This window comes from Bacillus sp. N13C7, from assembly GCF_026790065.1.
Taxonomy (GTDB): Bacteria; Bacillota; Bacilli; order Bacillales; family Bacillaceae; genus Bacillus.
The window spans coordinates 74,267-95,997 of record NZ_JALAMO010000012.1 but is presented as its reverse complement, the minus strand read 5'-3'; the positions used below and the strand labels follow the sequence as shown (position 1 = coordinate 95,997).

Here is a 21,731-nt window from a genome sequence, read left to right as displayed (position 1 = left end):
TCTCCTTTTAAGAACATGAATGGATGATCATCAGCCAAAGATACAGGCCGACAAGTGTAATCAATAATGTTGGGATTGTGAGAATGATTCCTGTTTTAAAGTATGTGCCCCAAGAAATCTTCACACCTTTTTGTGACAGGACATGGAGCCATAATAGTGTCGCCAAGGAACCAATCGGCGTTATTTTAGGTCCTAAATCTGAGCCGATGACATTTGCGTATATGAGCGCTTCTCTCATCATTCCATGTGTATCTGTGCCGGCAATGGCCAATGCATCAATCATGACAGTCGGCAGGTTATTCATAACGGAAGAAAGAATCGCCGCGATAAAGCCCATTCCAACCGTACCTGCAAATAATCCATGATCAGCCATGGCTTGAATCACATCTGAAAGGACATCTGTCAATCCAGCATTTCGGACACCATACACAACAACATACATGCCAATTGAGAAGAACACGATAGCCCACGGCGCTTCTTTCAGCACTTTTTTGGTATGAACGGCCGGACTCTTTTTTGCAGCCATTAAGAAAAAGATTGCAATGATCCCTGCTACCACTGAAACAGGGATCGATAAGAATTCACTTGCAAAGTATCCAACTAACAGAAGTCCTAAGATATACCATGACAGCTTGAACATGTATTGATCTTTTATGGCTTCTACAGGTTTTTTCACCTCAGTCAGCTCATAACGTTTTGGTATGCTTTTTCTGAAGAAAAGGTACAGTACAATGATACTCGCGAATAACGAAAACAAGTTCGGGACAATCATTCTGGATGCATAATCAATAAACGTAATATGAAAATAATCTGCTGAAACGATGTTAACCAAATTGCTCACTACTAACGGAAGCGAGGTCGTATCTGCAATAAACCCGCTGGCAATGATAAAAGGAAAAACCAATTTTTCATTGAAGTTTAAAGCTCTGACCATCGCTAATACAATTGGTGTCAATATAAGAGCTGCACCATCATTTGCAAATAAAGCAGCGACTACCGCCCCTAATATTGATACATAAACGAACATGCGCACACCGTTTCCTTTTGCAGCCTTCGCCATATGAAGCGCTGCCCATTCAAAGAAACCGATGTTATCGAGGATTAATGAGATAATAATGATAGCCACAAAAGCCAATGTCGCATTCCAAACAATGCCTGTCACCGTTAATACATCTTGAAAACTGACAACTCCAGCTATTAGAGCCAAAACAGCTCCTCCGCAGGCTGACCACCCTATAGACAAGTTTCTCGGCTGCCATATTACCAAGACTAAAGTGAATAAAAAGATAAATAAAGCCAAAATGACTGAAGTCAATCTAATGCCTCCTTACTGGCAACACGCTTGAGTTTCCTTTTGTTTGATGTGAGTTAACCATTTGTCCTCCTGATCGATTTGCTGTAAAAGAAATTGCAATGTATCAAACTCAGGACATGATCTGTTTATTGAATAATAACGCCATTGCCCTCTTCTGTCCTCGTTCACAAATCCTGCGTTCTTTAATTTTCGCAAATGCTGGCTTATGGCGGGCTGGCTCATGTCGAACATCTCAACCAATTGACAGACACAATATTCTTTTTCAAGAAATAATGTCATCATCATAAGCCTTGTTTGATCACTTAGTGTTTTTAAACAGCGAGTCATCGCAGCAACGTCAATCGTCATATGTACTCCTCCTTCACAAATCAATATATAACCAAATCGTCATCTATACGCCAAATGATTATACGTCTCTATATGCAGCGCTCCGTTTATCTTAAGTATCAAAACGCCGAAAACGAAAACCTGAGTATCTCCCCGCGTTTCCTTAGCCACTGCCATTATATAAGCTTTTATTTATATAAACAATCCCTTATATTTGGAACATCAAATATTTATAATTCCTTCATATCAACCTCCTGATGAGACCCCTACATTATTTACCGATATCCATTGTCAAAGCTGCTCCATTTACACATTAAAATTGAAACAACATGTAAACTGGTAGATGAGACGGAAATGTCTTCAAACATAAAAATACCAAGAGCGCAAAACCCTTGGTATTTCTATGATACGACTCATGATGACATGTCCAAAATAGATGGTGGCGAAAATTTTCTAATGATTATTCAGGTTTCTAAAATTGCTGCCCTTTACCTCAGCGACGTCATATACGGTAACAAAGGCAGATTTATCGATATCATTAATAATTTCCTTTAGTTTGGTTTCTTCTAAGCGGTTGATGACACATGTGATTTCTTTAAATTTCTCGTGGGAAAACCCCCCGTAAGCTTCTTTATATGTTGCGCTTCGGCCCAATTGATCACGTATGGTCTCTACCATTAATTCAGGTTCGGAGGTAATAATTTGAAAGGTTTTAGAACCGCTTAAACCTTCCTCAACGACATGAATGACTTTGGAGGCAATGTAGTAAGCAATGACTGAAAGCAACGCCCCTTGCAAGCCAAATACTATGGATACAAAAATAAATACAAAAAGGTTTAAGAATAAGATAAGATCGCTCGTTCCAAATGGCAGTTTTCTGGATAATAGCACAGCAAGCATATCAATTCCATCTAACGCGCCGCCATTACGCAGCGCTAACCCCATTCCGAATCCAAGGATAATCCCGCCGACTACGGTGATTAACAAGGTATCTCCTTCAATGATAGCGGGTGTGTGGTGGAAAAAGCTTGTCCCCGCGGCAAGCGATATGATTCCGATAATGGATAATAACGCAAAGTTTTTCCCAATTTGCTTATATCCTAACCACACAAACGGAATGTTGATCACAGCAATCAGAATCCCCAGCGGCAGATTGAATAGTTGTGAACCAACGATGCTAAGACCAGTCACCCCTCCATCAGAGACACTGTTTGGAATGAGCACTGTTTCCAGTCCATATGCCGCTATAATTCCTCCGATCACAACCATAATGACTTGCAGAATCATTTTCGCTTTAGATTTTTTATGTTTTTTGACTGTATTCATACCATTCCTCATTTCTCAAATATTTCGTTATATTTAACTATACCATAATAGATATTTTCAGCTAAAAACATCGGTTTTTTCAAATAAAGTAATTAACAGTAAGATAACCCTCTTTGACTTATAACATTCAGTGTGCCATGCAGCCTGTTGAGCAATCGCCCTTTCAGTTCAGATTGTGGATCACGTCACAAATATCATGTGGTTCAAGCTCTGACAGATTAAGCTTCAGCCCTGGCCAATCAAGCAAGATCCTTGGTTTCATGTTCGCAGCCGAGAGAACGTAAGCCGCCTCAGATTTACCCGCCAGGCCCCTCAAACTTCAACACCGCACCGAAATTCCTGATTTATTCTGTTATTATACTTACAAAAGGAGGTTTGATTACAATGAATAGCCTATGCCGCAGTAAACAAGCCCCATTTGAATACACCTTATCTCTGATAGGAGGCAAATGGAAAATGAGAATTCTCTATGAGTTAGGGTGTGAAAAAACGATGAGATACGGCGAGCTGAAACGGGCTATGCCCTTCATCACCCATAAAATGTTAAGCGCACAGCTTAAGGAATTGCAAACCGACGGTCTTATTCATCGGTCTGAGGTTTCTCAAACCCCACTGAAAGTGGAGTATTCGTTATCTGCCAGAGGGCTGTCTTTGTATCCCCTTATAGATGAAATGTGTAAGTGGGGAATGGCACAAGGAATGTCTCATAAGTAAAAGCCACTTACAAAAAAGTGCGTACTTGTTTCCCAAAGAGAGGAATTTTATACTGAATGAAAATAGTCGTTAGGAGAAAAAAATGACAAAACAAGTCTATATCATTCATGGCTACAGAGCATCCTCAACAAACCATTGGTTCCCTTGGCTGAAAAAACGTCTGCTCGCAGATGGGGTCAAAGCAGACATTTTAAATATGCCTCATCCGCACCAGCCAAGACTTGAGGATTGGCTGGATACACTCTCTTTTTATCTACACACTTTAGATGAAAATACGTATTTGGTTGCGCACAGCTTAGGATGCCCCGCCATCTTGAGATTTTTGGAACATATTCAATTACGTAAACAACTTGGCGGAATCATACTGGTTTCCGGCTTTGCCAAATCACTGCCTGCTTTAAAGATGTTAGATGAATTTACACAGGGATCGATTGATCATCAAAAAATCATCGAGTCCGCGAAGCACCGTGCTGTCATTGCTTCTAAGGATGACCAAATTGTGCCTTTCTCATGGAGCAAGGAACTGGCACAACAAATTGACGCTGCGTTATATGAAGTCCAGCACGGGGGTCATTTTCTAGAAGATGAGGGATTTACTTCTTTGCCTATTGTTTATGATGTGTTAACCTCTTATTTTTCAAAAGAAACTTGCTAAAATCCATCACCCATTAGCTTTTTGAATCGAGCCCGCTTTAGGAAAGCGGGCCTTATAAGTTATTGCTTCATCAATACCGATAACTCACCTTCAAAAACTTTTTCTTCTTTTTGATTATAAGTAGATAACAATACAGTGAGGATTCCCAATCCATTTCTCTTTGGCTGCTTATCAAGCACCTCAACGATGGTATGCAGTTCATCACCTGGATAAACGGGTTTTGTGAATGTCATATGATTCATTTCTGTTCCGGCAATCACATCGTCTCCATACAAACCTTCTTCAATCCAAAGCTTAAAAGAAATGGCCAGTGTTTGTATGCCAGAAGCAATAATTCCATTAAATCTGCCCTTACTCGCTTTTTCTTCATCTACATGCATATATTGAGGGTCAAATTCACTTGCAAACCGCATAATATCATCTTTTGTTAATGTTAAAGATTTCGTTTTGAATAGCTGACCGATTGTAAACTCATCTAACTTCATTCTTACACCTCTATTTTGTCATTTGTGTACTTGTTTATTGTATCACTGCGACATCAGCAAATAAAAAAATCTCACGTAAAGCTTCATCAATCGCCTGTCATCTGAAGTGTTACATCCAAAACTGATCAGGAGCTAGAGACTGAGGGCACTTATATCTTCAGTATTGTCATTCATAACTGTGGATATTTTAATAGCCATCATCCCCTAATGGCTTTCTGGCCTCTCATATCCTCCAGGCAGTTTTTAGTTTTTTGATGCCTTCTCGTATGTTGAATTCTGAAACTCCTGCAAATCCAAGTGAGACCCTTTTCGCAGGAGGATTGTTTTTATAAGAAAGTGAAACAGGGTAAATTTTCACCCCATGTTCCTTTGCCTTCTCAATCAACTCTTTTTCACTAAATGGCAAATAAACGTCAAGTAAGATACGAAGCCCAGAGTTTTCTCCGCGAATCCTGACATGCTTTCCCAGTTCTCTTTGTACAGCCTCTAATAAAGCGGCTCTTTTTTTCCGGTAAAGCTTTCTCATTCTGTTGATGTGTTTTTGCCACTCTCCGCTTTTTATAAAGTCAGCCAGCGTCAGCTGACTGTGGCAGGACACCGTTTGCTTATATAAGGACGTTATTTTATGGCCTTTTTTCAAAAGAGGCGAAGGAAGAATCATGTAGCTGATACGCAGCGAGGGAAGAAGAGACTTAGAAAAAGTGCCCATATAAATGACACGGTTATGCTGGTCAAGCCCCTGCAAAGAAGAAACCGGCTGCCCTGTGTATCTAAATTCCCCATCATAATCATCCTCTATGATAAATGAATGACTTTCAGCCGCCCATTTGAGGAGCTCCATTCTTCTGTTAATCGTCATAATGGTTCCCAGCGTAAATTGATGGGAAGGCGTGACATATACAAGGTTCGGCTGCTGTTCTTTGATCTTCTGTATGCAGATTCCTTCATCATCAACCGGTATAGGAAGTATATTCAAACGATTGGCTTCAAAAATCTTGCGTGCTCTTGGATAACCGGGATCCTCATATCCTATGGAAATATTCGGTTCAAAAACTTGGCACAAAATTTGCAGAAGAATAGGATTGCCGGCACCTATGATGACTTGTTCAGGGACACAATGGACACCGCGTGATTGATACAGGTACTCCGCAATGAGTGTTCTTAGTGCAAACTCTCCTAAAGCATCTCCCGGCCGATAAAGCTCGTCGCCATATTGGTCTAAGCTATTGACCATGCTTCTTCGCCAGGCGGAAAAAGGAAAGTAAGAAGAATCTACATTTCCATAGTGAAAATCAATCCATTGTTTATTTTCTTGAACTTTTTCTTTAAAAGGTGATGCGCTCGGCATTTTATGATAGGCAACATCAGAATCATGATAGTCAGCAAACCATCCGCTTCTTGGCTTGCTCACGATATAGCCCTCAGCCGCAAGCTGTTCATACGCACGTTCTACAGTCGTTTGACTGATGGAAAGCTGACTCGCCAGGATTCTTTTTGAAGGGAGCTTCATTCCTTTTTGAATACGCCCTTGATGCATGTTTTCTTTGAAATACCGATAAAGCTGCTGATAAAGCGGAATATCCAGGTTTCTATTCAAAAAAGGCGTGATATCCATTTGCACGTTTTTCTCCTAACTGGTATGCATTTATTTATGAAAACTGGCTGTTTATAAAAGGCCGATTTCAGTTTATAGTCATTGTAATCCTTAGATACTGGTTTTGTTAAGAACATCCAGATCATGAAAAAGAAATATATTTGGAGTGATTGCAATTGAACAAAACAACAAATGGCTGGATAAATGGTTTTATAGGCGTACTCATTTTCAGCGGCTCGCTGCCAGCGACCCGCTTGGCTGTGGCGGACTTCGACCCATTGTTCCTCACCGTGTGCCGTGCTGCAATAGCTGGTGTATTGGCTGGATGTCTCCTACTCATCTTCCGGCAGCAGCATCCTGCCAAAAGAGACATCATTTCACTGTTGGTAGTGGCGCTCGGCGTGGTGATCGGTTTCCCTTTGCTGACAGCCTTAGCGCTTCAGTATGTCACATCCGCTCATGCGATTGTCTTCATTGGGCTTCTTCCGCTTGCGACAGCGATCTTCGGCGTACTGCACGGAGGGGAACGCCCCCGGCCGGTCTTCTGGATATTCTCAGCTGCTGGCAGCTTGCTAGTGGCAGGCTTCGCCCTGATTCAGGGGGGAGGTTCATCTCCGCTTGGCGACGCATACATGCTGGCTTCTATCGTTGTTTGCGGTCTTGGTTATGCAGAAGGGGCCAGGCTTTCTAGACGTCTCGGCTATTGGCAGGTGATCTCTTGGGCACTCGTTCTCTCGCTTCCTCTTATGCTGCCATTGTCGTTCTATTTTACGCCGGACTCATGGTCGTCTATTGGCGTTTCTGCGCTGCTCAGTCTTGCCTATGTCTCCTTATTCAGCATGCTGATCGGCTTCGTGTTTTGGTATCGGGGTCTTGCCCAAGGCGGAATTGCGTCAGTCGGACAGCTGCAGCTTCTCCAGCCTTTCTTTGGGCTCTTGCTAGCCTCAGTGATTCTGCACGAGAAAGTAGGCTGGGCACTCGTGGCAGTGAATATCGCCGTTATCATGTGCGTAGCAGGGGCTCGGCGATTTGCAAAGTAAGACAGACTATAAAAGAAGGCATGAAAAATACCAAGGGTCTGCAGCCCTTGGTATTTGATGTGGCCGAGAGGGTTTAGACCTCACATATTATTTAGCTTTGAAAGAGAAAGAGCCTCTATTTGTTAATGACAATCGATAATTTATAATTGACATGCTTGTTTAATTCCACTAAAAATTGATCTAACATTTCATGAGACGGAAATCTGCATTCAAGAAGATAACAGCCATCCCCGCTAATTTTATAATTATTGAGTACATATTCCGCTTGTGTTTTGATAAATGACAAATATGGCTGATGATGGGTGCTTTTTGTATAGATGTTAAGCAAAGCATGTATATAACACCCTAATTTCACTTGGTTCACTTTAATGGTGTATCCCTCAATTACACCGTTGTCTTCTAATTTGGCAACCCTCGAGGCGGCTGCTTGCCCTGTTAAATGAACTTTCTCGCCTAATTCCTTCATTGTAATGCGGCTATTCTTAGACAACTCTTTCAATATTTGCATGTCCGTGTGATCTAACATGAAATCAAGTCCCTTCAATATGATGAAAATAAAACCATCCTGTACATCAGCTCCTAAAAAGGTGCAGCCTTGTACATAACTATAAAATCCGTTTCTTTCACCGTGTTTCAATTACCCCGATTATACCTTAGTGACAATGGATCCAAAATACTTTCAAAAATCAAGTCAATCGACAGAAAGACTTGATTTGTTCCATGTATTTATTCAGCAGCTGTATGTAGACTATACACATATGTAAGAAAAGGAGTTTTGCACATGAACATTCAACAAATTCGTAATGCCACACTTGTTGTCGAATATGCAGGCAAAACGTTTTTAATAGACCCTATGTTAGCTGATAAAGGGGCTTACCCTCCATTCCCAAATGCGCCAAGACAGGACCAAAACAACCCTTTAGTTGAGCTGCCAACATCTGTCGACAATTTGATTCAAGACATTGATGCTGTGATTGTTACCCATCTGCACCTCGACCATTGGGATGAGGCAGCTAAAGAGCTATTGCCAAAAGGGATCAAATTGTTCTCCCAAAATGAAGAGGATGCTACAGAAATGCGAAATGCCGGTTTCAAAAATGTCGAAGTGTTAACAAAAGATACAATCTTTGAAGGCATTCAACTGATAAAAACTAAAGGCGAACACGGAAGAGGAGAAATTCTAAAACTGGCAGGTCTTGTATGCGGTGTCGTCTTCAAACACCAAAGTGAGAAAACGTTATATATCGCCGGAGATACTGTCTGGTACGATGCAGTTCGGGAAGAGATTGATACACATCAGCCAGACATCATTGTAGTGAACGGCGGAGATAATCAATTCTATGAAGGCGGTTCTCTTGTCATGGGTAAAGAAGATATCTATGAAACGTATAAGGCTGCTCCAAAAGCAAACATTATTGTGAGCCACATGGAGGCTGTCAACCATTGGGGATTATCAAGAGAAGAATTAAAGTCCTTTATTCATGAAAAAGGAATCTCCTCACGTGTCTTCGTGCCTGAAGATGGCGAATCATATTCATTTTAAATGTTTATTTCAGGATATAAGATGTCATGATGTCCGTTGAAACAATAAAGAATTAGGTTAAATGATTGAACAGACATTCTTATGTTGATGTGGCATGACATTCTCCATCAGCTTGGTGTTCCTGCCTAAAAAGCTAATGAGTGACATAAGAGATGATTTTACTTAGTGATCAAGCATTGGCTTGGTCTCTTTTTTTATTTTTCCTTAGAATGATGGTATTGATAGCATATCTAGCTTAGAACAACCAAACTTAGTTTCTGCAAAGGAAGACCGGAAACCACATAGTCTGTATAAGGTATACCATATTCCTTAAAATAACGACTGCCTTCTTCGGCAGATCCACTGATAATGAATACATTTTTTCGTCTTTAAATTTTTCTTTCAAGATTAAATAAAATGCGTTATTTTGTTCAACTAATAACATAATCGTCTTTGGATTTCGTTTTTCAAGCAGTTTTTTTGTAAATACACCTGTGCCTGGTCCATATTCGACAGTGTAATTGGCTGTCTTAAAATCAATTTCCTCCATCATTTTATCTCCTAGAAGCCTTGAACGCGGAAGGATGGCACCAACAGTTCTTGGATGACCTATATATTGAAATAAGAATAACAGCCGGTCTTTTAGAATCGATTTCCAAAATCGTTTCCTCTTCATTTTTCAAAAAGATATATCTATTACATGGTAATATTTAGATGCATACAGCTTTATATGAAGCTGCAACCGAGTGAATGGAGAGGAATGAAAAAATGAAGAAACTCAGCAAAACACTTTATTTTCATGTTGCCCTGCTGCTTGCCTTATTGCTTGCTGGATGTTCGGACAGTAAGCACGAAGAAGCAAAACAACCTTCAAATCATGATTCTGATGTACTATCTGATGAAATGAGCAACAAGATGGAAGACAGCACCAAAATAGGCAAAGATGAATCGGAGCCAGCGTCAGGATCAGAAGAATCCTCAACGGATGAATCAAATCAAACCTCTTCAGAAAAAGAAAAAAACGAGGAGAAAGGTGAAGAAGATCATGTATTGGCAGCATATCCTTCTGAGAAAATTGAATATGCTCGAGTGTGGCTACAGCTTGGAGCAAATCAAGAGATAGATGAATTGAATGTTCGACACATTTCAGCCGGTGAACCAATCAACCCAAATGATGATACCAGTGCCAGTTATCCAGAAGATATCATCCAATTAGCAGGTTCTCGATTAGTGGATGGATCAATAACTTATAGCGGCAATGGGGATGGCACGATTAACGTATACAATGTTCCTTTACGCTGGGATTCCGCTCATCATTTAGATCAAGGCGTAATGCGTGAAGTGACTGAAAATATCATCAAAAACACAAAAAAAGTATATGTTGATACAGGCGACGATGAGAAAGTAAAGCAGCTCATTGATATGATGTCGATTCATTAATGCTACAGAGAAGACTTGAACCTCCCGGGTTATTCTAGCAGGCTCTCAATAAAGAGGAAGCATATGATCAGTTAGAAAAACGTTTATAGTCATTTCAATGCCTATTTTATATTCATTTCGGGCACAAAATGGGCACTGTTTTAGGTTAAGTTATCCTGCAAAACTGTGCACAGAAAGTCGGGTAGATATATTTCACCCCTGTTATTCTTTTGTTAAAGGAGGTCAAACAAATGGATTTGCTAAAAAGCATGAATGGAGCATTAGAGTATATTGAAGAAAATCTTACTAATGAAATTGATTTTAAAGAAGCTGCAAAGCTTGCTTTCTGCTCTGAATATCATTTAAAAAGAATGTTTTCCTTCCTTGCAGGTATTACATTATCGGAATATATCCGCCGCAGACGTCTTACTCTTGCAGCTTTTGAACTTAAAGATAGCAGCGTAAAGGTGATTGACATTGCAATCAAGTATGGTTATCACTCACCGGATTCTTTTGCACGGGCATTTCAACATTTGCACGGCATAAAACCATCAGAAGCCAGGCGTAATGGCCATTCACTTAAAGCTTATCCGCGCATGACCTTCCAGTTATCCATCAAAGGAGGAAGTGAAATGAACTTTCGCATTGAAGAAAAAGAGGCCTTTCGCATCGTTGGCATAAAGAAAAGGGTCCCTATTATTTTCAAAGGGGTTAATCCGGAGATTGCATCTATGTGGGAAAGTTTAGATGAAGTAGCAATCAATCAGCTTAAAAACCTATCGAATGTAGCCCCTTTGGGTCTGATTAGTGCATCCACGAACTTTTCTGAAGATCGGTTAGAGGGAAAAGGAGAGCTTGATCACTATATTGGCGCAGCCACAACAAAACAATGTCCACATCATCTCTCACAGCTAGAAGTTCCTGCCTCAACATGGGCTGTATTCGAAGCGGCCGGACCATTTCCGGAAACACTGCAAGAAGTATGGGGACGCATTTATTCCGAATGGTTTCCATCTTCAAATTATGAACAAATAGAAGGTCCAGAAATCCTCTGGAACGAGCATAAGGATGTAACATCACCCTCTTTTAAAAGTGAAATATGGATACCGATTTCAAAAAAGCAATAAGTTTGACAGATGAAGATTCTATATGAATGTAAAACATACCAATATTCTTTATTTGGTATGTTTTTATTATGCAAGCTCCTAACATTGTGCAGGCTGTTTTCAACCGCAATAATAAAACGGTCTGGGGCATGTTTGATCATCTCCATCCATCTCATTGGCTTCTGAATGAAATGAAGGATTCTGATCGCAGGTTAAATTATACAATCCTCTCTAACAATTCCCCCACTCTTTCTGCCATGATACGAGGTGGATACGGCATTTCATTTTTTAACCACCATTCGACGACGCCTACGTATGCATTTGCAGCAAATTCAACAATGACATCTTCACTTTGGCCCTGATTTTTTCCTTTCGTTATATCGACATCTTTCTTGAACTCTTCGATATTAAACTTAAGGAACTGACTGCGAAAATATCGCGCTCCCTCACTTGCCAACATCGTTGAAAAGAATAAATAATTTCTCTCTAGGTATTCCATACAGTGTATCGTTGATTCAATCCAATCCATTTCAGCTGCTGATTCGCAAAAATCCCCCATATTGTTTATATGCTCTTCCATAATCTTATCTAAGAGATCAAATTTATCTAAGTAATGAAGATAAATGGTTCCTCGATTAACATTTGCTCTATCAGCAATATCCTTAATGGTTATGTGATCAAAACTTTTTTCAGTCATCAGCTCAATCAGAGCCCTCTTAATCGCTTCTTGGCTTTTGGTTATTCTTCTATCCACTTTGGACATAGCTGGTCACCTAACTTTCCTAAGATAATCAACAATTTAGTTTGAAACGTTGAATAATCAACGAATTGCATGAATTTGACCATTGTACACACTATTTTTCTATTTACAATAATAAACAACTGCTGATTTATTAATCAACACTGCTTGTCCTTTTTCAAATGAAGTCACTGTCCATTTTAGTACAAAAAATTTTGCACACAAAATGAGAAAGGGTGTATGTCAACTTGCTTATTTGGGCGCACGGTCTCCACATAGCGGCGGTACTTGTCATGCTTTTATCCCCATCCGCGGCAGACAGCCTGGCGCGGGGCTAAACTTTTCCTCAGAGCGACAAGGCGTCCCATTTTGGGATAAACCTGATAGCGGATATGGTATGTCCCCTTTCTTAATAAACCTATGAGGTGAAGAATGATTAAAAAACAGTTTACGATCATGAAGGAAACAGGATTTGCAAGACCAGCAACCCTGTTAGTAAGTTTATCGCATCGATTTAGATCAGATATTTTTCTTGAATACCGAGGGAAAACTGTCAACCTAAAACACTCGCATAAGTCCGTCATGGACATTATGGACTTAGGAATTAAACCTGGACACCAAATATATATAATGGCTAATGGAGCTGACGAAGCGCAGGCTATACAATTCATTAAAGATTATTTAATAAAAAAAGAGTATGTACAGTAAACTTGATGTCCCCTGAAAACATAACAGTGTGGATACATATAAGCGCCGTAATTATTATTTACACTCCACTAAGAATGTAAATTAAAAAACATACCAATATCATTTGGTATGTTTCCTGTTTAGGTAGACTTTTCTCATTGATTGATTTGAGATTCCCCGCAGTTTACTTAGCCCCTTTGTATAGCCGAATTCTACTCCTTTAATCCCTTTCCATCGAGAATGTTTTGCACATATTTTTCAACTCTGGACTCTCGGGTTTTGGATTGTTTGGCTTGAGAAAAATAGAGAATGTACGCTCTTTGCCGTCCCGGGGTCAATGCTTCAAAAGCTGTTTTCAAGTCAGGGATTTCATCAAATTTATGTTGAAGCTCTTCAGGAATAATGAATTCTATATTCTTTTTCTCCACTTTCAAACCGGCTTTTTCAACTTCAATGGCTTCATGAATATAGGCTTTCAAAATGGTTTCCATTTCATCTATTTCCTGAACATTGGTGAACCGAATCTGGCGCGCCCCCTGTACATTCTCCGTTTGTTGGATAAGAATCTCATGGGGATCCTTCAACAAGGCACCTTTGTGAAACAGAAGCGCACAATATTCTTTAAACCCATGTATTAAAACGATATTTTTATTATTATATGTGTAACAAGGATGCATCCACTTAAACTCTTCAGTCAGCCCACAGTCAAGAGTGATGGTTCTCAACTTCTCAAATTCTTTCTTCCACTTTTTTGCTTTACTTAAAAAATCATCAACCTTCGGATTTGTTTTGCTGTTTGTCATGAAGGAATTCCCCTCTTTCCAGGCGTTAAGACTTACTGGTTCGTCGTACATTTACGTAATGAACACTAATGAAGTCCAGCCAATTTATTTTTGACATCACAGTATTTATTTTATTCGTCTAGAGGTTCTGCTTATTATTCAATAGATTAAGCCTAAAGCGGAGATGATGCAACAAAAAAAACATCAAGGGCTATATTCAAGTCCGCAACATAAAAAGAGAAGGCCGCTATAGCCCTCTCACCTAGTTTTATTACATCACTGTCTACTTGACAAAGCAGCAATTCTATTATTATGTAAGTTTTTTATTCTTGCCAACGCATAAGGTTACGACAACACTCGCTATACTGACTAAAGTTCCAGCAATAGAAAAAAGGATTGTCAAAAAGCCATTAGGGATAAGAAATCCAATTGGTATGAGCCCCAGAAAAGTTAAAACGATAAAACATTGGTATACTCCAGATATGATTCTTACAACCCAGTTGCCAAAAAAGGACATGGCTAATGGAGGGATGAATAAAAAAACTACTATGCCAATTGAAATCAATAAGATAATTGGCTGATCAAATGAAATGACGTTATTTCCAGGAGAATCTTTAGCAGCTACTAGCACAACAGCGATAGATATCATAAGCGTTAAACAAACCAGACAAAACCTTTTTAACAATGTTATAACCCCTTTACCTAAAGAGCGGGTAGTCCTGCCTTTTTTAAATCCGATAACCATTTTATGTTACTCAACAAAAGAATATGCAGTGAGTATCACAGCTATAAGTAATCTTGATCAAATCCCATATACCAAAGTGCATCTTTAAATCGATTTAAAGATGTATCTCATATGCAGTTAAATGACACGTTTAGATCCTTTATCTAACAACATAACAAAATTTATGGAATATAGGCAATCCAGAACCTATTGTTTTATATGGTATCCTCCATCCTACATTCTTCTACTCGATCCCTTTTGGTGTACTTCACATGCTATGTGCCAACAATCTTTTCAGAATTGGGTGTATACCCTTTTAACACAGTCTGGCTTATCTTTACTTTCGCGAGACCATTCTACTACCGGATGGTAATAACGACTAAGGAAATGGCTGACTAACTTTTAAAGATAGGTGAAAAAAACACCAAAGGCCTATAACTCTTGGTATTATCGCTTAACCCTTCACCTACTGGGCCTTAATAAAGTATCTTATTTATCTTTTATAAATTATTATTTGCATGATTTCCAATAGATTTTTCACTCTGAATAGAAGGTCCTTTATGTAAAGCCAATATCAGAGTGATTCCTATAATACATACAGCACCAATCCATTGAAAATAGCCAAATGGTTCCTTTAGCCAAACAACAGTTGTTATAACTGCTGATAGCGGCTCTAAGCTGCCTAACAGGCTTGTTTCTTTAGGTGAAAGGCTTTCCAGGCTTTTGATGAAGAACCAGAACGCAATCATTGTTCCAAACAATATAACAAATAAAATGTATGCATATGCCTCGGCTGTTAAGAATTGAAAATCCAGTTGCCATGGCGGATGGATAAAGCTTAATGCAAAACCTCCAATAACCATAGCCCAACCTACCACAACAAGAGAATCAAATTTGATTAATAAACCAACAGCATATAAAGTATAAAAAGCTGCCGCGAATCCTGATAAGATTCCCCATACTACTGCTATTTCTGGTACTGAAAGTTGAGAAATTGAACCATTTGTTAGCAGAAAAAAGCACCCGGCCAAAGCAAGCAATACTGTTATGATATCCTGTTTAGTAAGAACAGTTCGTTTTCGCAAAAGCGAATAGATGATGACGATGACTGGGGATAAATATTGTAATAACGTAGCAACGGCAGCATTCCCATGTTGAATGGATGCCATATATGTGTACTGCACAGCAAGCATTCCCAATAAACCAAAAATAAGAAGCTGACAAGCTGACGCTTTGTTTTTCCAAATCCCAATAACCTGAGACCGTTCCTTACTGAACAATTGGAGCATTAAGAGTAGCATTCCAGCCGTAAGCAAGCGTGTCGTTACAAGCCAATTGACATCAATTTGATATTCTTGAAAAAGCTTTTTCGCTACTGTACCTCCAATTCCCCAACATGTCGCCCCTGTGATTACATAGAACAATCCCATTCCTCTTTTGGAAGTATTCATACCTGACTCCTCACTAATAAATATAATAATAGTGTTATAATAAATGTGAACCCTTATAAAAAATACTCAAATCGAACGAAAAAATATAAATATATTGAGGTGAGAATGCCCAAATGAAAAGTTTTTTGATTGATCAGAGTTTAAAAGAATTAACAGAACACCGAACGGTAGAATTACCGGTTGCCTGTTACGAGACAAGGATCAATCAAAATATAAATGGCTATATACCGCTTCATTGGCATGACGAAATTCAATTTGTTTTGATACTAAAAGGGGTGGCGGTCTTTCAAATAAATGAAGAAAAAGTAGTGGTACAAGAAGGAGATGGATTATTTATCAACAGTGGCTGCCTGCACATGGCAGAAGAAAAGGATCACTCGGATTGTACGTATATTTGCTTAAATGTTTCACCCCATTTCGTTTTATCTCAAGAGCTGTATCCAAACTATGTTCAGCCCTATATGTTTTCAACTAATTTATCTTATTTATGTTTGGATGGAAACCAACATTGGGCAAAAAACATTCTACAAGCTGTTAAAAAAATAAATCAACTGGTTCAACAAAGGACATCGCTCTATGAGATTGACATTACCATGCAATTAACTGTAATGTGGAAAAACTTAGTCTTAAATGGCTTTCAATTAGAGTACGATCAATCTGAAATGATAAAAAGTCACCGAATGAAACAAATGTTAAACTGGATCCATCACCATTATGCTGAAAAAATCACACTAGAGGACATTGCAAAAGCTGGCCAACTGAGCCGTTCTGAGTGCTGCCGCTATTTTAAACGAATGCTGAATAAAACGCCGTTACGTTATGTCCTGGATTATAGAATCCAAAAAAGCTTATTGTTACTGCAACACCCGGACACCAATGTGACAGAAGTGTCTTATCAAGTTGGATTTAACAGTACCAGTTATTTTATAAGCAAATTTCAACAAGCGATGAAAATGACACCATTGTCATATAAAAAAATTCATGTGAAGCAGTAGTTCATAAGGTTTATTCTACTATTAATAAAGGGAGTCCCTGTGAATGGTGCTCCCTTCTAATGTATAAATTGTGGTCATCTCTCGGTAGCAAAATGTCAAACGTCAGCAAACCTTTTCTGTCCACATTAAGTGCCCTTGGTATCGTTGATGCGGCCGAGAGGACTCGAATCCTCCAAGGATGATTGGCTCACTACACTAGGCCCTCAACATTCTAAAACCAATCACTCGTGATGAGAGCTTATTTTCTAGTTGGAGAATCCGACACGACGTTCCCTAATATTAAATAGTTTTTGCTTGATATGATTTTGAAAAAGTGATTGACAAATAAAAATTCATCATGTTATTATTGAAATTTTGATAATTCGCCTACATGTATGATAATCTAAAGAGGGTACAATATATGGAGGTGGATTAATGTTTCAAATTGGCGATAATATTGTTTATCCAATGCACGGAGCCGGTATAATTGAAGCCATAGAAGAAAAAGAATTCTTAGAGGAAAAACAACAGTATTATGTCATAAAAATGTCAATCAGTAAGATGACAGTTATGATACCAACGCGTAACATATTAAGTTCAAAAATACGGCCAGTTACTGATATACTTGCTTTAAAACACATTATCCACATTTATCAGCATGGAGAATCAGATAAGTTACTGCCGTGGAAACAAAGGTATAAAGTAAACACAGACAAAATAAAAACGGGTGAAATACAAGAAGGCGCTGAAGTTGTACGTGATTTAATGCGTATGAAAAAAGAAAAAGCACTTAATGCAAGCGAAAAAAAAATGCTCGATAACGCATATGAATTTTTAATTAGTGAACTGGAAGTAATTAAAGGAATCACTGAAAATCAAATAAAAAGTTTCTGTTAAGGTTAATTACAGGTCATGAAAAAGATCCTGAATTAAACAGATTATGATGATTAAAAAGGAAATCATTCAACTTTACTTTTAGAACATTACCCTCTATGTCCTACAACTCTTATTATTAGAATTTCTTCCTGCGAACTTTTAAAGTTTTATCAAATTGTTAAGCCAAACCTGATTCTCACTGGCACGGACAAGGAGCCGTAAGGATGGGAGAGAGGCAGGGCTTTCATTGCTTTAGGTATCTCTAAGTGATTATTTCCAGAAAATAATCAATCAATTTCCCCTCTATCTATAAGAATTTCTTAAATTCACTGCGACATCAATTGTTATCTTCTTTTCATAAAAAAAGATCTGAAAGTTGTAACATATCGTCAACATAAAAAGAATTTTTCACGTGTAGTTGTATTCGAAAAGAACATAAACAATTTATATACATTCCGCATATAGTCAATCCATTATGTTATACTGTAAACAAACCTTTGACGTTTTAAATCTTTTTCTATTACCTTGTACATGCCCCTACTCGAATGTTGAGTAGGGTTTTTTATTGAGTATTATACAGAGGACATAAAAAAACAGGCCCTATAAAGAGCCTGTTTGTATAAACGATTAAAGATTAAGCAATTTTTACGTTAGCAGCTTGAGCCCCACGAGCACCCTGTTCAACGTCAAACGTTACTTTTTGACCTTCGTCTAAAGATTTGAAACCGTCACTTTGGATTGCAGAGAAGTGTACGAATACATCGTCTCCATTTTCACGTTCGATGAAGCCAAAACCCTTTTCTGCATTAAACCATTTAACTGTACCTTGTTCCATTTTTGTTGCCTCCTAGTGCGTTACCACACATTGTGTTACTATCCTTGCCCAAAGTATCATCAAGACGAAAAGTCAATATTCATACTATCCTTTACACCGAACAAAAATAATTCTTCTTTATTATAACAGCAATCGGAAATAATTGCGAATTAATATTATCATTTTATTTTGTAATTATTTGTTCAATTTTCAGGTAAGCGAATAAGACTCCAATCTCAATTGGAAAAAGGTAAATTCAATTAATAAGAAATAGTGGTCCTGTAGTTTTAATTGTTTTAGGAGAGGTAACGAATATTAAATTATTGGCTGTGTTAGCGCCGGCTTGGGTATTTCACTGCTGCCTCGTTCAATTATTGCCGCGCATGAAGAACAAGGCCGCATCCGCAGCCATGCGATCTCTGACAAATATTCTCTAGTAACAACTATGTTTATTAGACGAAAGGACACTTTAATTACACCTGCTTTATCTACTTTTTTAACGAATATGAGGGAGCATTTTCAGAAAAACATGAATTGACAAAAAGAAGGAAAACGATAAATTTAAGCGAATACGAGTCTTTGACTAAAATTGAAAATAATCTTTTTTTCAAAATTCATGTCTTAACGGGGGGATTCGGTATGAATGAATTTATGAAGAGGTTTTCCTTAACAAAACCAATTATTCAAGCTCCAATGGCTGGCGGTATTACAAAGCCGCGACTGGCAGCTGCCGTTTCGAATCAAGATGCTCTCGGCAGTTTAGCATCGGGATATCTTACGCCAGAATTACTAGAGCAACAACTGAAAGAAATGTTTGAGCTGACAGACGCTCCTTTTCAAGTGAATGTATTTGTTCCGTTAGGTCTAGAAATGCCGTCAGAAGATCAAATAGACTCGTGGAAAAAAAACATACCGTTAGCTGATCAAGTAAATCAATTCACATCTGTGCAGGAAGAGTGGGATGACTTCTACCAAAAAATCGATATGATTTTAAGATACAAGGTAAAGGCTTGCTCCTTCACTTTTGATCTGCCGCCAGAAGACGCTGTAAAGGAGCTAAAGACTTCAGGTTGCTGTTTAATTGGAACCGCTTCAACAGTAGAGGAAGCATTGTTAATGGAAGAACGGGGAATGGATATAGTAGTCCTTCAAGGAAGTGAAGCCGGCGGACATCGCGGAGCATTCTTGCCTTCCAAAGGTGAGTCTGCCGTGGGTTTAATGGCTTTGATCCCACAAGCAGCAGATGCACTGAGCGTACCAGTCATAGCTGCTGGGGGCATAATAGACCATAGAGGAGTAAAAGCAGCTTTAACCCTTGGAGCTCAAGGCGTACAAATCGGATCTGCCTTTTTAATTTGTCACGAAAGCAACGCCCATCCAGTGCATAAACAGAAAATACTAGAAGCAAACGAAGCAGATACAAAGCTTACGACATTATTTTCAGGTAAAGAGGCCAGAGGAATCGTAAATAAATGGATGGAGGAAAAAGAACAGTTTGAGACACAAACCCTTCCGTATCCATATCAAAATACACTAACGAAGGCAATGAGACAGCAGGCTTCACTTCAAAATAACCATGATCAGATGTCATTATGGGCTGGGCAAGGAATACGATCATTGACTGAGGAAATGTCGGTTAAGCAGCTTTTACATAAGCTTTGCCCAGAGGATATAAAAATATAGGTGCATCTCATTGTTGATATAGCAAAAAAGCAAACTTCGATATGTAGTTTGCTTTTTCTTCGTGATTTCTCACTCTGAATCGTGAAACCTAGCCGATATCAGGATGCAGATTGTCCCTCATTCGCAATAAGATGATCCTATTCGAAAAATCGATAGCTCCTATATTAAAAATGACTTGATGATTAAAAGAAACTTCACATAAAATATGGAAATAAAGATTATGTTATTTTAATAGTTCCGGATAGAATTGTCCTACTCTTCCTTTTTGAAAGCCAACAACATATTTCAGAGTAACCCTTCCAGACAGTTATAAATGGTTTTTAACTGAGTATGGTTCAGGAGGCGCGTTCGGAACTATGATACTCGGTTATGACTCTTCATTTTACCCGTTGTCTCATATCAAAGGAGCTCAAACCAAATTTTAAAGGCTGTTGCACCTATTAATAGTGCTAAAATCCATTGCAGGAATTTTGTATTTACTTTTTGTCCAACTTTTGCGCCAATAGGAGAAGCAATTAAACTAGCAATAATAAGAACCAGAGCTGGTACAAAAAGAACCTGGCCTGTGATCACTTTTCCAACTGTTGCTCCAATAGACGAAAGAAATGTGATCCCAAGAGATGAAGCGACGGTGATTCTTACAGGAATATTTAAAATCGATAACATAATGGGAACTAGGATAAAGGCGCCGCCAGCTCCTAAAATACCTGATACGCCGCCAATGATAAAGGCTATGGACGAAGCTAACCATTTATTAAATATCACTTCTTCGCCTTCTTTATGTGCTCGGCCTCTTTTAGGTATCAACATTAAAATAACAGCTATAATGGCCAGAATTCCGTATATAAAGTTAATTCCTTTTTCAGATATGAGATGAGAAAAGTAACTACCCAATACACTCCCTATAAGAATACTGCTTCCCATGTAAAGGATTAATTTTTTATTTAAAAACCCACTCCTACGATAAGCCCAAACACCACCAAGTGTTGCAAAGAAAACTTGAATAGCTCCTATCCCTGAAACTTCATGGGCTGTTAATGACATCACTCCTACTAAAGAAGGAACGTATAATAACATCGGGTAATTAATAACAGATCCTCCAATACCAATCATTCCAGAAATAAAGGAGCCAATAAACCCTATGATGAAAAGAGTGATAATAAAGGCAATGTCCATTCGGGTTTCCTCCTTTTCAAAGGAAAAGGGTATCTTTTTATTCGATACCCCTTCATATTCATTAGCCTTTTTGAACCCAGAATTTCAATACATCTCCATCTTCAGCTTGCTCTAAGATGTCATGTCCACCTGATTTAGACCATGCTGCTAGGTCACTTTTGAATCCTTTATCAGTTGCATGCACTTCTAATATTTGACCTGATTCCAGTTCATTCATCGCTTTCTTTGTTCTGACGATTGGCATTGGACATGCCAGGCCTTTTGCGTCTAATAATTTATCTGATTTCATGTTTATCTCTCCTCTGTTTGGTAATAATCATCT

23 protein-coding genes and 3 pseudogenes are annotated in these 21,731 nt (G+C 38.7%); 12 read left to right on the top strand and 14 right to left on the bottom strand.

Annotation, left to right across the window (positions count from 1 at the left end):
* Positions 1-7 precede the first annotated feature (7 nt).
* From MOB98_RS14140 to MOB98_RS14130, 3 genes are all read right to left on the bottom strand, one after another.
* Positions 8-1,315 (bottom strand): arsenic transporter, encoded by a 1,308-nt coding sequence (locus MOB98_RS14140; protein ID WP_268358387.1) that lies wholly within the window; start codon positions 1,313-1,315, stop codon positions 8-10.
* Between the two features lie 12 nt (positions 1,316-1,327).
* Positions 1,328-1,663, bottom strand: coding sequence for an ArsR/SmtB family transcription factor (locus MOB98_RS14135; protein ID WP_268358388.1), 336 nt, complete (start codon positions 1,661-1,663; stop codon positions 1,328-1,330).
* Positions 1,664-2,095: 432 nt separating this feature from the next.
* Positions 2,096-2,968: a YitT family protein gene (locus MOB98_RS14130; RefSeq protein WP_268358390.1), complete on the bottom strand. Its 873-nt coding sequence runs from the start codon at positions 2,966-2,968 to the stop codon at positions 2,096-2,098.
* A gap of 384 nt (positions 2,969-3,352) precedes the next feature.
* On the opposite strand from MOB98_RS14130, the gene MOB98_RS14125 reads away from it, so the two are divergent.
* Complete coding sequence (locus tag MOB98_RS14125) at positions 3,353-3,682, top strand: winged helix-turn-helix transcriptional regulator (RefSeq protein ID WP_268358392.1); 330 nt, start codon at positions 3,353-3,355, stop codon at positions 3,680-3,682.
* Between the two features lie 82 nt (positions 3,683-3,764).
* Positions 3,765-4,337 (top strand): alpha/beta hydrolase, encoded by a 573-nt coding sequence (locus tag MOB98_RS14120; RefSeq protein ID WP_268358394.1) that lies wholly within the window; start codon positions 3,765-3,767, stop codon positions 4,335-4,337.
* A 59-nt stretch (positions 4,338-4,396) separates the two neighbouring features.
* Here the strand turns inward: MOB98_RS14120 and MOB98_RS14115 are convergent, their stop codons facing one another.
* Complete coding sequence (locus MOB98_RS14115; RefSeq protein ID WP_268358395.1) at positions 4,397-4,822, bottom strand: MaoC family dehydratase; 426 nt, start codon at positions 4,820-4,822, stop codon at positions 4,397-4,399.
* A 223-nt stretch (positions 4,823-5,045) separates the two neighbouring features.
* On the bottom strand, positions 5,046-6,437 hold the full coding sequence (locus tag MOB98_RS14110) for a PLP-dependent aminotransferase family protein (RefSeq protein ID WP_268358399.1): 1,392 nt from the start codon (positions 6,435-6,437) through the stop codon (positions 5,046-5,048).
* Positions 6,438-6,592: 155 nt separating this feature from the next.
* Here MOB98_RS14110 and MOB98_RS14105 point away from each other — a divergent pair, with 155 nt between their 5' ends.
* On the top strand, positions 6,593-7,456 hold the full coding sequence (locus MOB98_RS14105; RefSeq protein WP_268358396.1) for a DMT family transporter: 864 nt from the start codon (positions 6,593-6,595) through the stop codon (positions 7,454-7,456).
* 115 nt (positions 7,457-7,571) lie between these two features.
* Here the strand turns inward: MOB98_RS14105 and MOB98_RS14100 are convergent, their stop codons facing one another.
* Positions 7,572-7,982, bottom strand: a complete 411-nt coding sequence (locus MOB98_RS14100) for an Lrp/AsnC family transcriptional regulator (protein WP_268358397.1) — start codon at positions 7,980-7,982, stop codon at positions 7,572-7,574.
* 255 nt (positions 7,983-8,237) lie between these two features.
* On the opposite strand from MOB98_RS14100, the gene MOB98_RS14095 reads away from it, so the two are divergent.
* Positions 8,238-8,999: an MBL fold metallo-hydrolase gene (locus MOB98_RS14095; RefSeq protein WP_268358398.1), complete on the top strand. Its 762-nt coding sequence runs from the start codon at positions 8,238-8,240 to the stop codon at positions 8,997-8,999.
* A 251-nt stretch (positions 9,000-9,250) separates the two neighbouring features.
* Here MOB98_RS14095 and MOB98_RS14090 read toward each other — a convergent pair.
* Positions 9,251-9,654, bottom strand: a pseudogene (locus MOB98_RS14090) (class I SAM-dependent methyltransferase); the annotation flags it as partial.
* 92 nt (positions 9,655-9,746) lie between these two features.
* On the opposite strand from MOB98_RS14090, the gene MOB98_RS14085 reads away from it, so the two are divergent.
* Together MOB98_RS14085 and MOB98_RS14080 are read left to right on the top strand one after the other, a co-directional pair.
* Entirely contained in the window at positions 9,747-10,418 is a 672-nt protein-coding gene (locus tag MOB98_RS14085) for a hypothetical protein (RefSeq protein ID WP_268367134.1), read from the top strand.
* A gap of 230 nt (positions 10,419-10,648) precedes the next feature.
* Positions 10,649-11,524 carry an AraC family transcriptional regulator gene (locus tag MOB98_RS14080; RefSeq protein WP_268361590.1) on the top strand — a complete coding sequence of 292 codons (876 nt, stop codon included), beginning with the start codon at positions 10,649-10,651 and terminating at the stop codon, positions 11,522-11,524.
* Between the two features lie 196 nt (positions 11,525-11,720).
* Here the strand turns inward: MOB98_RS14080 and MOB98_RS14075 are convergent, their stop codons facing one another.
* Positions 11,721-12,266 carry a TetR/AcrR family transcriptional regulator gene (locus tag MOB98_RS14075; protein ID WP_268361588.1) on the bottom strand — a complete coding sequence of 182 codons (546 nt, stop codon included), beginning with the start codon at positions 12,264-12,266 and terminating at the stop codon, positions 11,721-11,723.
* Between the two features lie 408 nt (positions 12,267-12,674).
* On the opposite strand from MOB98_RS14075, the gene MOB98_RS14070 reads away from it, so the two are divergent.
* Positions 12,675-12,950, top strand: coding sequence for an HPr family phosphocarrier protein (locus tag MOB98_RS14070; RefSeq protein ID WP_268361586.1), 276 nt, complete (start codon positions 12,675-12,677; stop codon positions 12,948-12,950).
* Between the two features lie 191 nt (positions 12,951-13,141).
* Here MOB98_RS14070 and MOB98_RS14065 read toward each other — a convergent pair whose 3' ends face one another.
* The 3 genes from MOB98_RS14065 to MOB98_RS14055 form a co-directional block, all read right to left on the bottom strand.
* A complete protein-coding gene (locus MOB98_RS14065) occupies positions 13,142-13,732 on the bottom strand; it encodes a YdeI/OmpD-associated family protein (RefSeq protein ID WP_268361584.1) in 591 nt (196 codons plus the stop codon).
* Positions 13,733-14,021: 289 nt separating this feature from the next.
* Complete coding sequence (locus MOB98_RS14060) at positions 14,022-14,396, bottom strand: hypothetical protein (protein WP_268361595.1); 375 nt, start codon at positions 14,394-14,396, stop codon at positions 14,022-14,024.
* A gap of 539 nt (positions 14,397-14,935) precedes the next feature.
* Entirely contained in the window at positions 14,936-15,886 is a 951-nt protein-coding gene (locus MOB98_RS14055) for an EamA family transporter (protein ID WP_268361581.1), read from the bottom strand.
* Between the two features lie 113 nt (positions 15,887-15,999).
* Here MOB98_RS14055 and MOB98_RS14050 point away from each other — a divergent pair, with 113 nt between their 5' ends.
* Together MOB98_RS14050 and MOB98_RS14045 are read left to right on the top strand one after the other, a co-directional pair.
* Positions 16,000-16,881 (top strand): AraC family transcriptional regulator, encoded by an 882-nt coding sequence (locus MOB98_RS14050; RefSeq protein WP_268361579.1) that lies wholly within the window; start codon positions 16,000-16,002, stop codon positions 16,879-16,881.
* Positions 16,882-17,295: 414 nt separating this feature from the next.
* Entirely contained in the window at positions 17,296-17,757 is a 462-nt protein-coding gene (locus tag MOB98_RS14045; protein ID WP_268361576.1) for a CarD family transcriptional regulator, read from the top strand.
* A gap of 613 nt (positions 17,758-18,370) precedes the next feature.
* On the opposite strand, the gene cspC is transcribed toward MOB98_RS14045, so the two are convergent.
* Positions 18,371-18,571 carry a cold shock protein CspC gene (gene cspC, locus MOB98_RS14040; RefSeq protein ID WP_268361572.1) on the bottom strand — a complete coding sequence of 67 codons (201 nt, stop codon included), beginning with the start codon at positions 18,569-18,571 and terminating at the stop codon, positions 18,371-18,373.
* A gap of 298 nt (positions 18,572-18,869) precedes the next feature.
* On the opposite strand from cspC, the pseudogene MOB98_RS14035 reads away from it, so the two are divergent.
* The 3 genes and pseudogenes from MOB98_RS14035 to MOB98_RS14025 all read left to right on the top strand — a co-directional run.
* Positions 18,870-19,088: pseudogene (locus tag MOB98_RS14035) on the top strand (LysR substrate-binding domain-containing protein); the annotation flags it as partial.
* A 101-nt stretch (positions 19,089-19,189) separates the two neighbouring features.
* A complete protein-coding gene (locus MOB98_RS14030; protein ID WP_268361571.1) occupies positions 19,190-20,233 on the top strand; it encodes a nitronate monooxygenase in 1,044 nt (347 codons plus the stop codon).
* Between the two features lie 290 nt (positions 20,234-20,523).
* A pseudogene (locus MOB98_RS14025) lies at positions 20,524-20,610 on the top strand (SMI1/KNR4 family protein); the annotation flags it as partial.
* Positions 20,611-20,632: 22 nt separating this feature from the next.
* Here the strand turns inward: MOB98_RS14025 and MOB98_RS14020 are convergent.
* Positions 20,633-21,409 carry a sulfite exporter TauE/SafE family protein gene (locus MOB98_RS14020; RefSeq protein WP_268361569.1) on the bottom strand — a complete coding sequence of 259 codons (777 nt, stop codon included), beginning with the start codon at positions 21,407-21,409 and terminating at the stop codon, positions 20,633-20,635.
* Positions 21,410-21,470: 61 nt separating this feature from the next.
* Complete coding sequence (locus MOB98_RS14015; RefSeq protein ID WP_268361566.1) at positions 21,471-21,698, bottom strand: sulfurtransferase TusA family protein; 228 nt, start codon at positions 21,696-21,698, stop codon at positions 21,471-21,473.
* Positions 21,699-21,731: the final 33 nt, after the last annotated feature.

What these genes read in the sequence shown, in the direction of transcription:
- MOB98_RS14110 (WP_268358399.1), bottom strand. Translation starts at nt 6,437, where the DNA reads ATGGATATCACGCCTTTTTTGAATAGAAACCTGGATATTCCGCTTTAT.
- MOB98_RS14120 (WP_268358394.1), top strand. Translation starts at nt 3,765, where the DNA reads ATGACAAAACAAGTCTATATCATTCATGGCTACAGAGCATCCTCAACA.
- MOB98_RS14045 (WP_268361576.1), top strand. Translation starts at nt 17,296, where the DNA reads ATGTTTCAAATTGGCGATAATATTGTTTATCCAATGCACGGAGCCGGT.
- MOB98_RS14135 (WP_268358388.1), bottom strand. Translation starts at nt 1,663, where the DNA reads ATGACGATTGACGTTGCTGCGATGACTCGCTGTTTAAAAACACTAAGT.
- MOB98_RS14100 (WP_268358397.1), bottom strand. Translation starts at nt 7,982, where the DNA reads ATGTTAGATCACACGGACATGCAAATATTGAAAGAGTTGTCTAAGAAT.
- MOB98_RS14130 (WP_268358390.1), bottom strand. Translation starts at nt 2,968, where the DNA reads ATGAATACAGTCAAAAAACATAAAAAATCTAAAGCGAAAATGATTCTG.
- MOB98_RS14020 (WP_268361569.1), bottom strand. Translation starts at nt 21,409, where the DNA reads ATGGACATTGCCTTTATTATCACTCTTTTCATCATAGGGTTTATTGGC.
- MOB98_RS14115 (WP_268358395.1), bottom strand. Translation starts at nt 4,822, where the DNA reads ATGAAGTTAGATGAGTTTACAATCGGTCAGCTATTCAAAACGAAATCT.
- MOB98_RS14080 (WP_268361590.1), top strand. Translation starts at nt 10,649, where the DNA reads ATGGATTTGCTAAAAAGCATGAATGGAGCATTAGAGTATATTGAAGAA.
- MOB98_RS14125 (WP_268358392.1), top strand. Translation starts at nt 3,353, where the DNA reads ATGAATAGCCTATGCCGCAGTAAACAAGCCCCATTTGAATACACCTTA.
- cspC (WP_268361572.1), bottom strand. Translation starts at nt 18,571, where the DNA reads ATGGAACAAGGTACAGTTAAATGGTTTAATGCAGAAAAGGGTTTTGGC.
- MOB98_RS14055 (WP_268361581.1), bottom strand. Translation starts at nt 15,886, where the DNA reads ATGAATACTTCCAAAAGAGGAATGGGATTGTTCTATGTAATCACAGGG.
- MOB98_RS14050 (WP_268361579.1), top strand. Translation starts at nt 16,000, where the DNA reads ATGAAAAGTTTTTTGATTGATCAGAGTTTAAAAGAATTAACAGAACAC.
- MOB98_RS14065 (WP_268361584.1), bottom strand. Translation starts at nt 13,732, where the DNA reads ATGACAAACAGCAAAACAAATCCGAAGGTTGATGATTTTTTAAGTAAA.
- MOB98_RS14075 (WP_268361588.1), bottom strand. Translation starts at nt 12,266, where the DNA reads ATGTCCAAAGTGGATAGAAGAATAACCAAAAGCCAAGAAGCGATTAAG.
- MOB98_RS14070 (WP_268361586.1), top strand. Translation starts at nt 12,675, where the DNA reads ATGATTAAAAAACAGTTTACGATCATGAAGGAAACAGGATTTGCAAGA.
- MOB98_RS14085 (WP_268367134.1), top strand. Translation starts at nt 9,747, where the DNA reads ATGAAGAAACTCAGCAAAACACTTTATTTTCATGTTGCCCTGCTGCTT.
- MOB98_RS14030 (WP_268361571.1), top strand. Translation starts at nt 19,190, where the DNA reads ATGAATGAATTTATGAAGAGGTTTTCCTTAACAAAACCAATTATTCAA.
- MOB98_RS14015 (WP_268361566.1), bottom strand. Translation starts at nt 21,698, where the DNA reads ATGAAATCAGATAAATTATTAGACGCAAAAGGCCTGGCATGTCCAATG.
- MOB98_RS14095 (WP_268358398.1), top strand. Translation starts at nt 8,238, where the DNA reads ATGAACATTCAACAAATTCGTAATGCCACACTTGTTGTCGAATATGCA.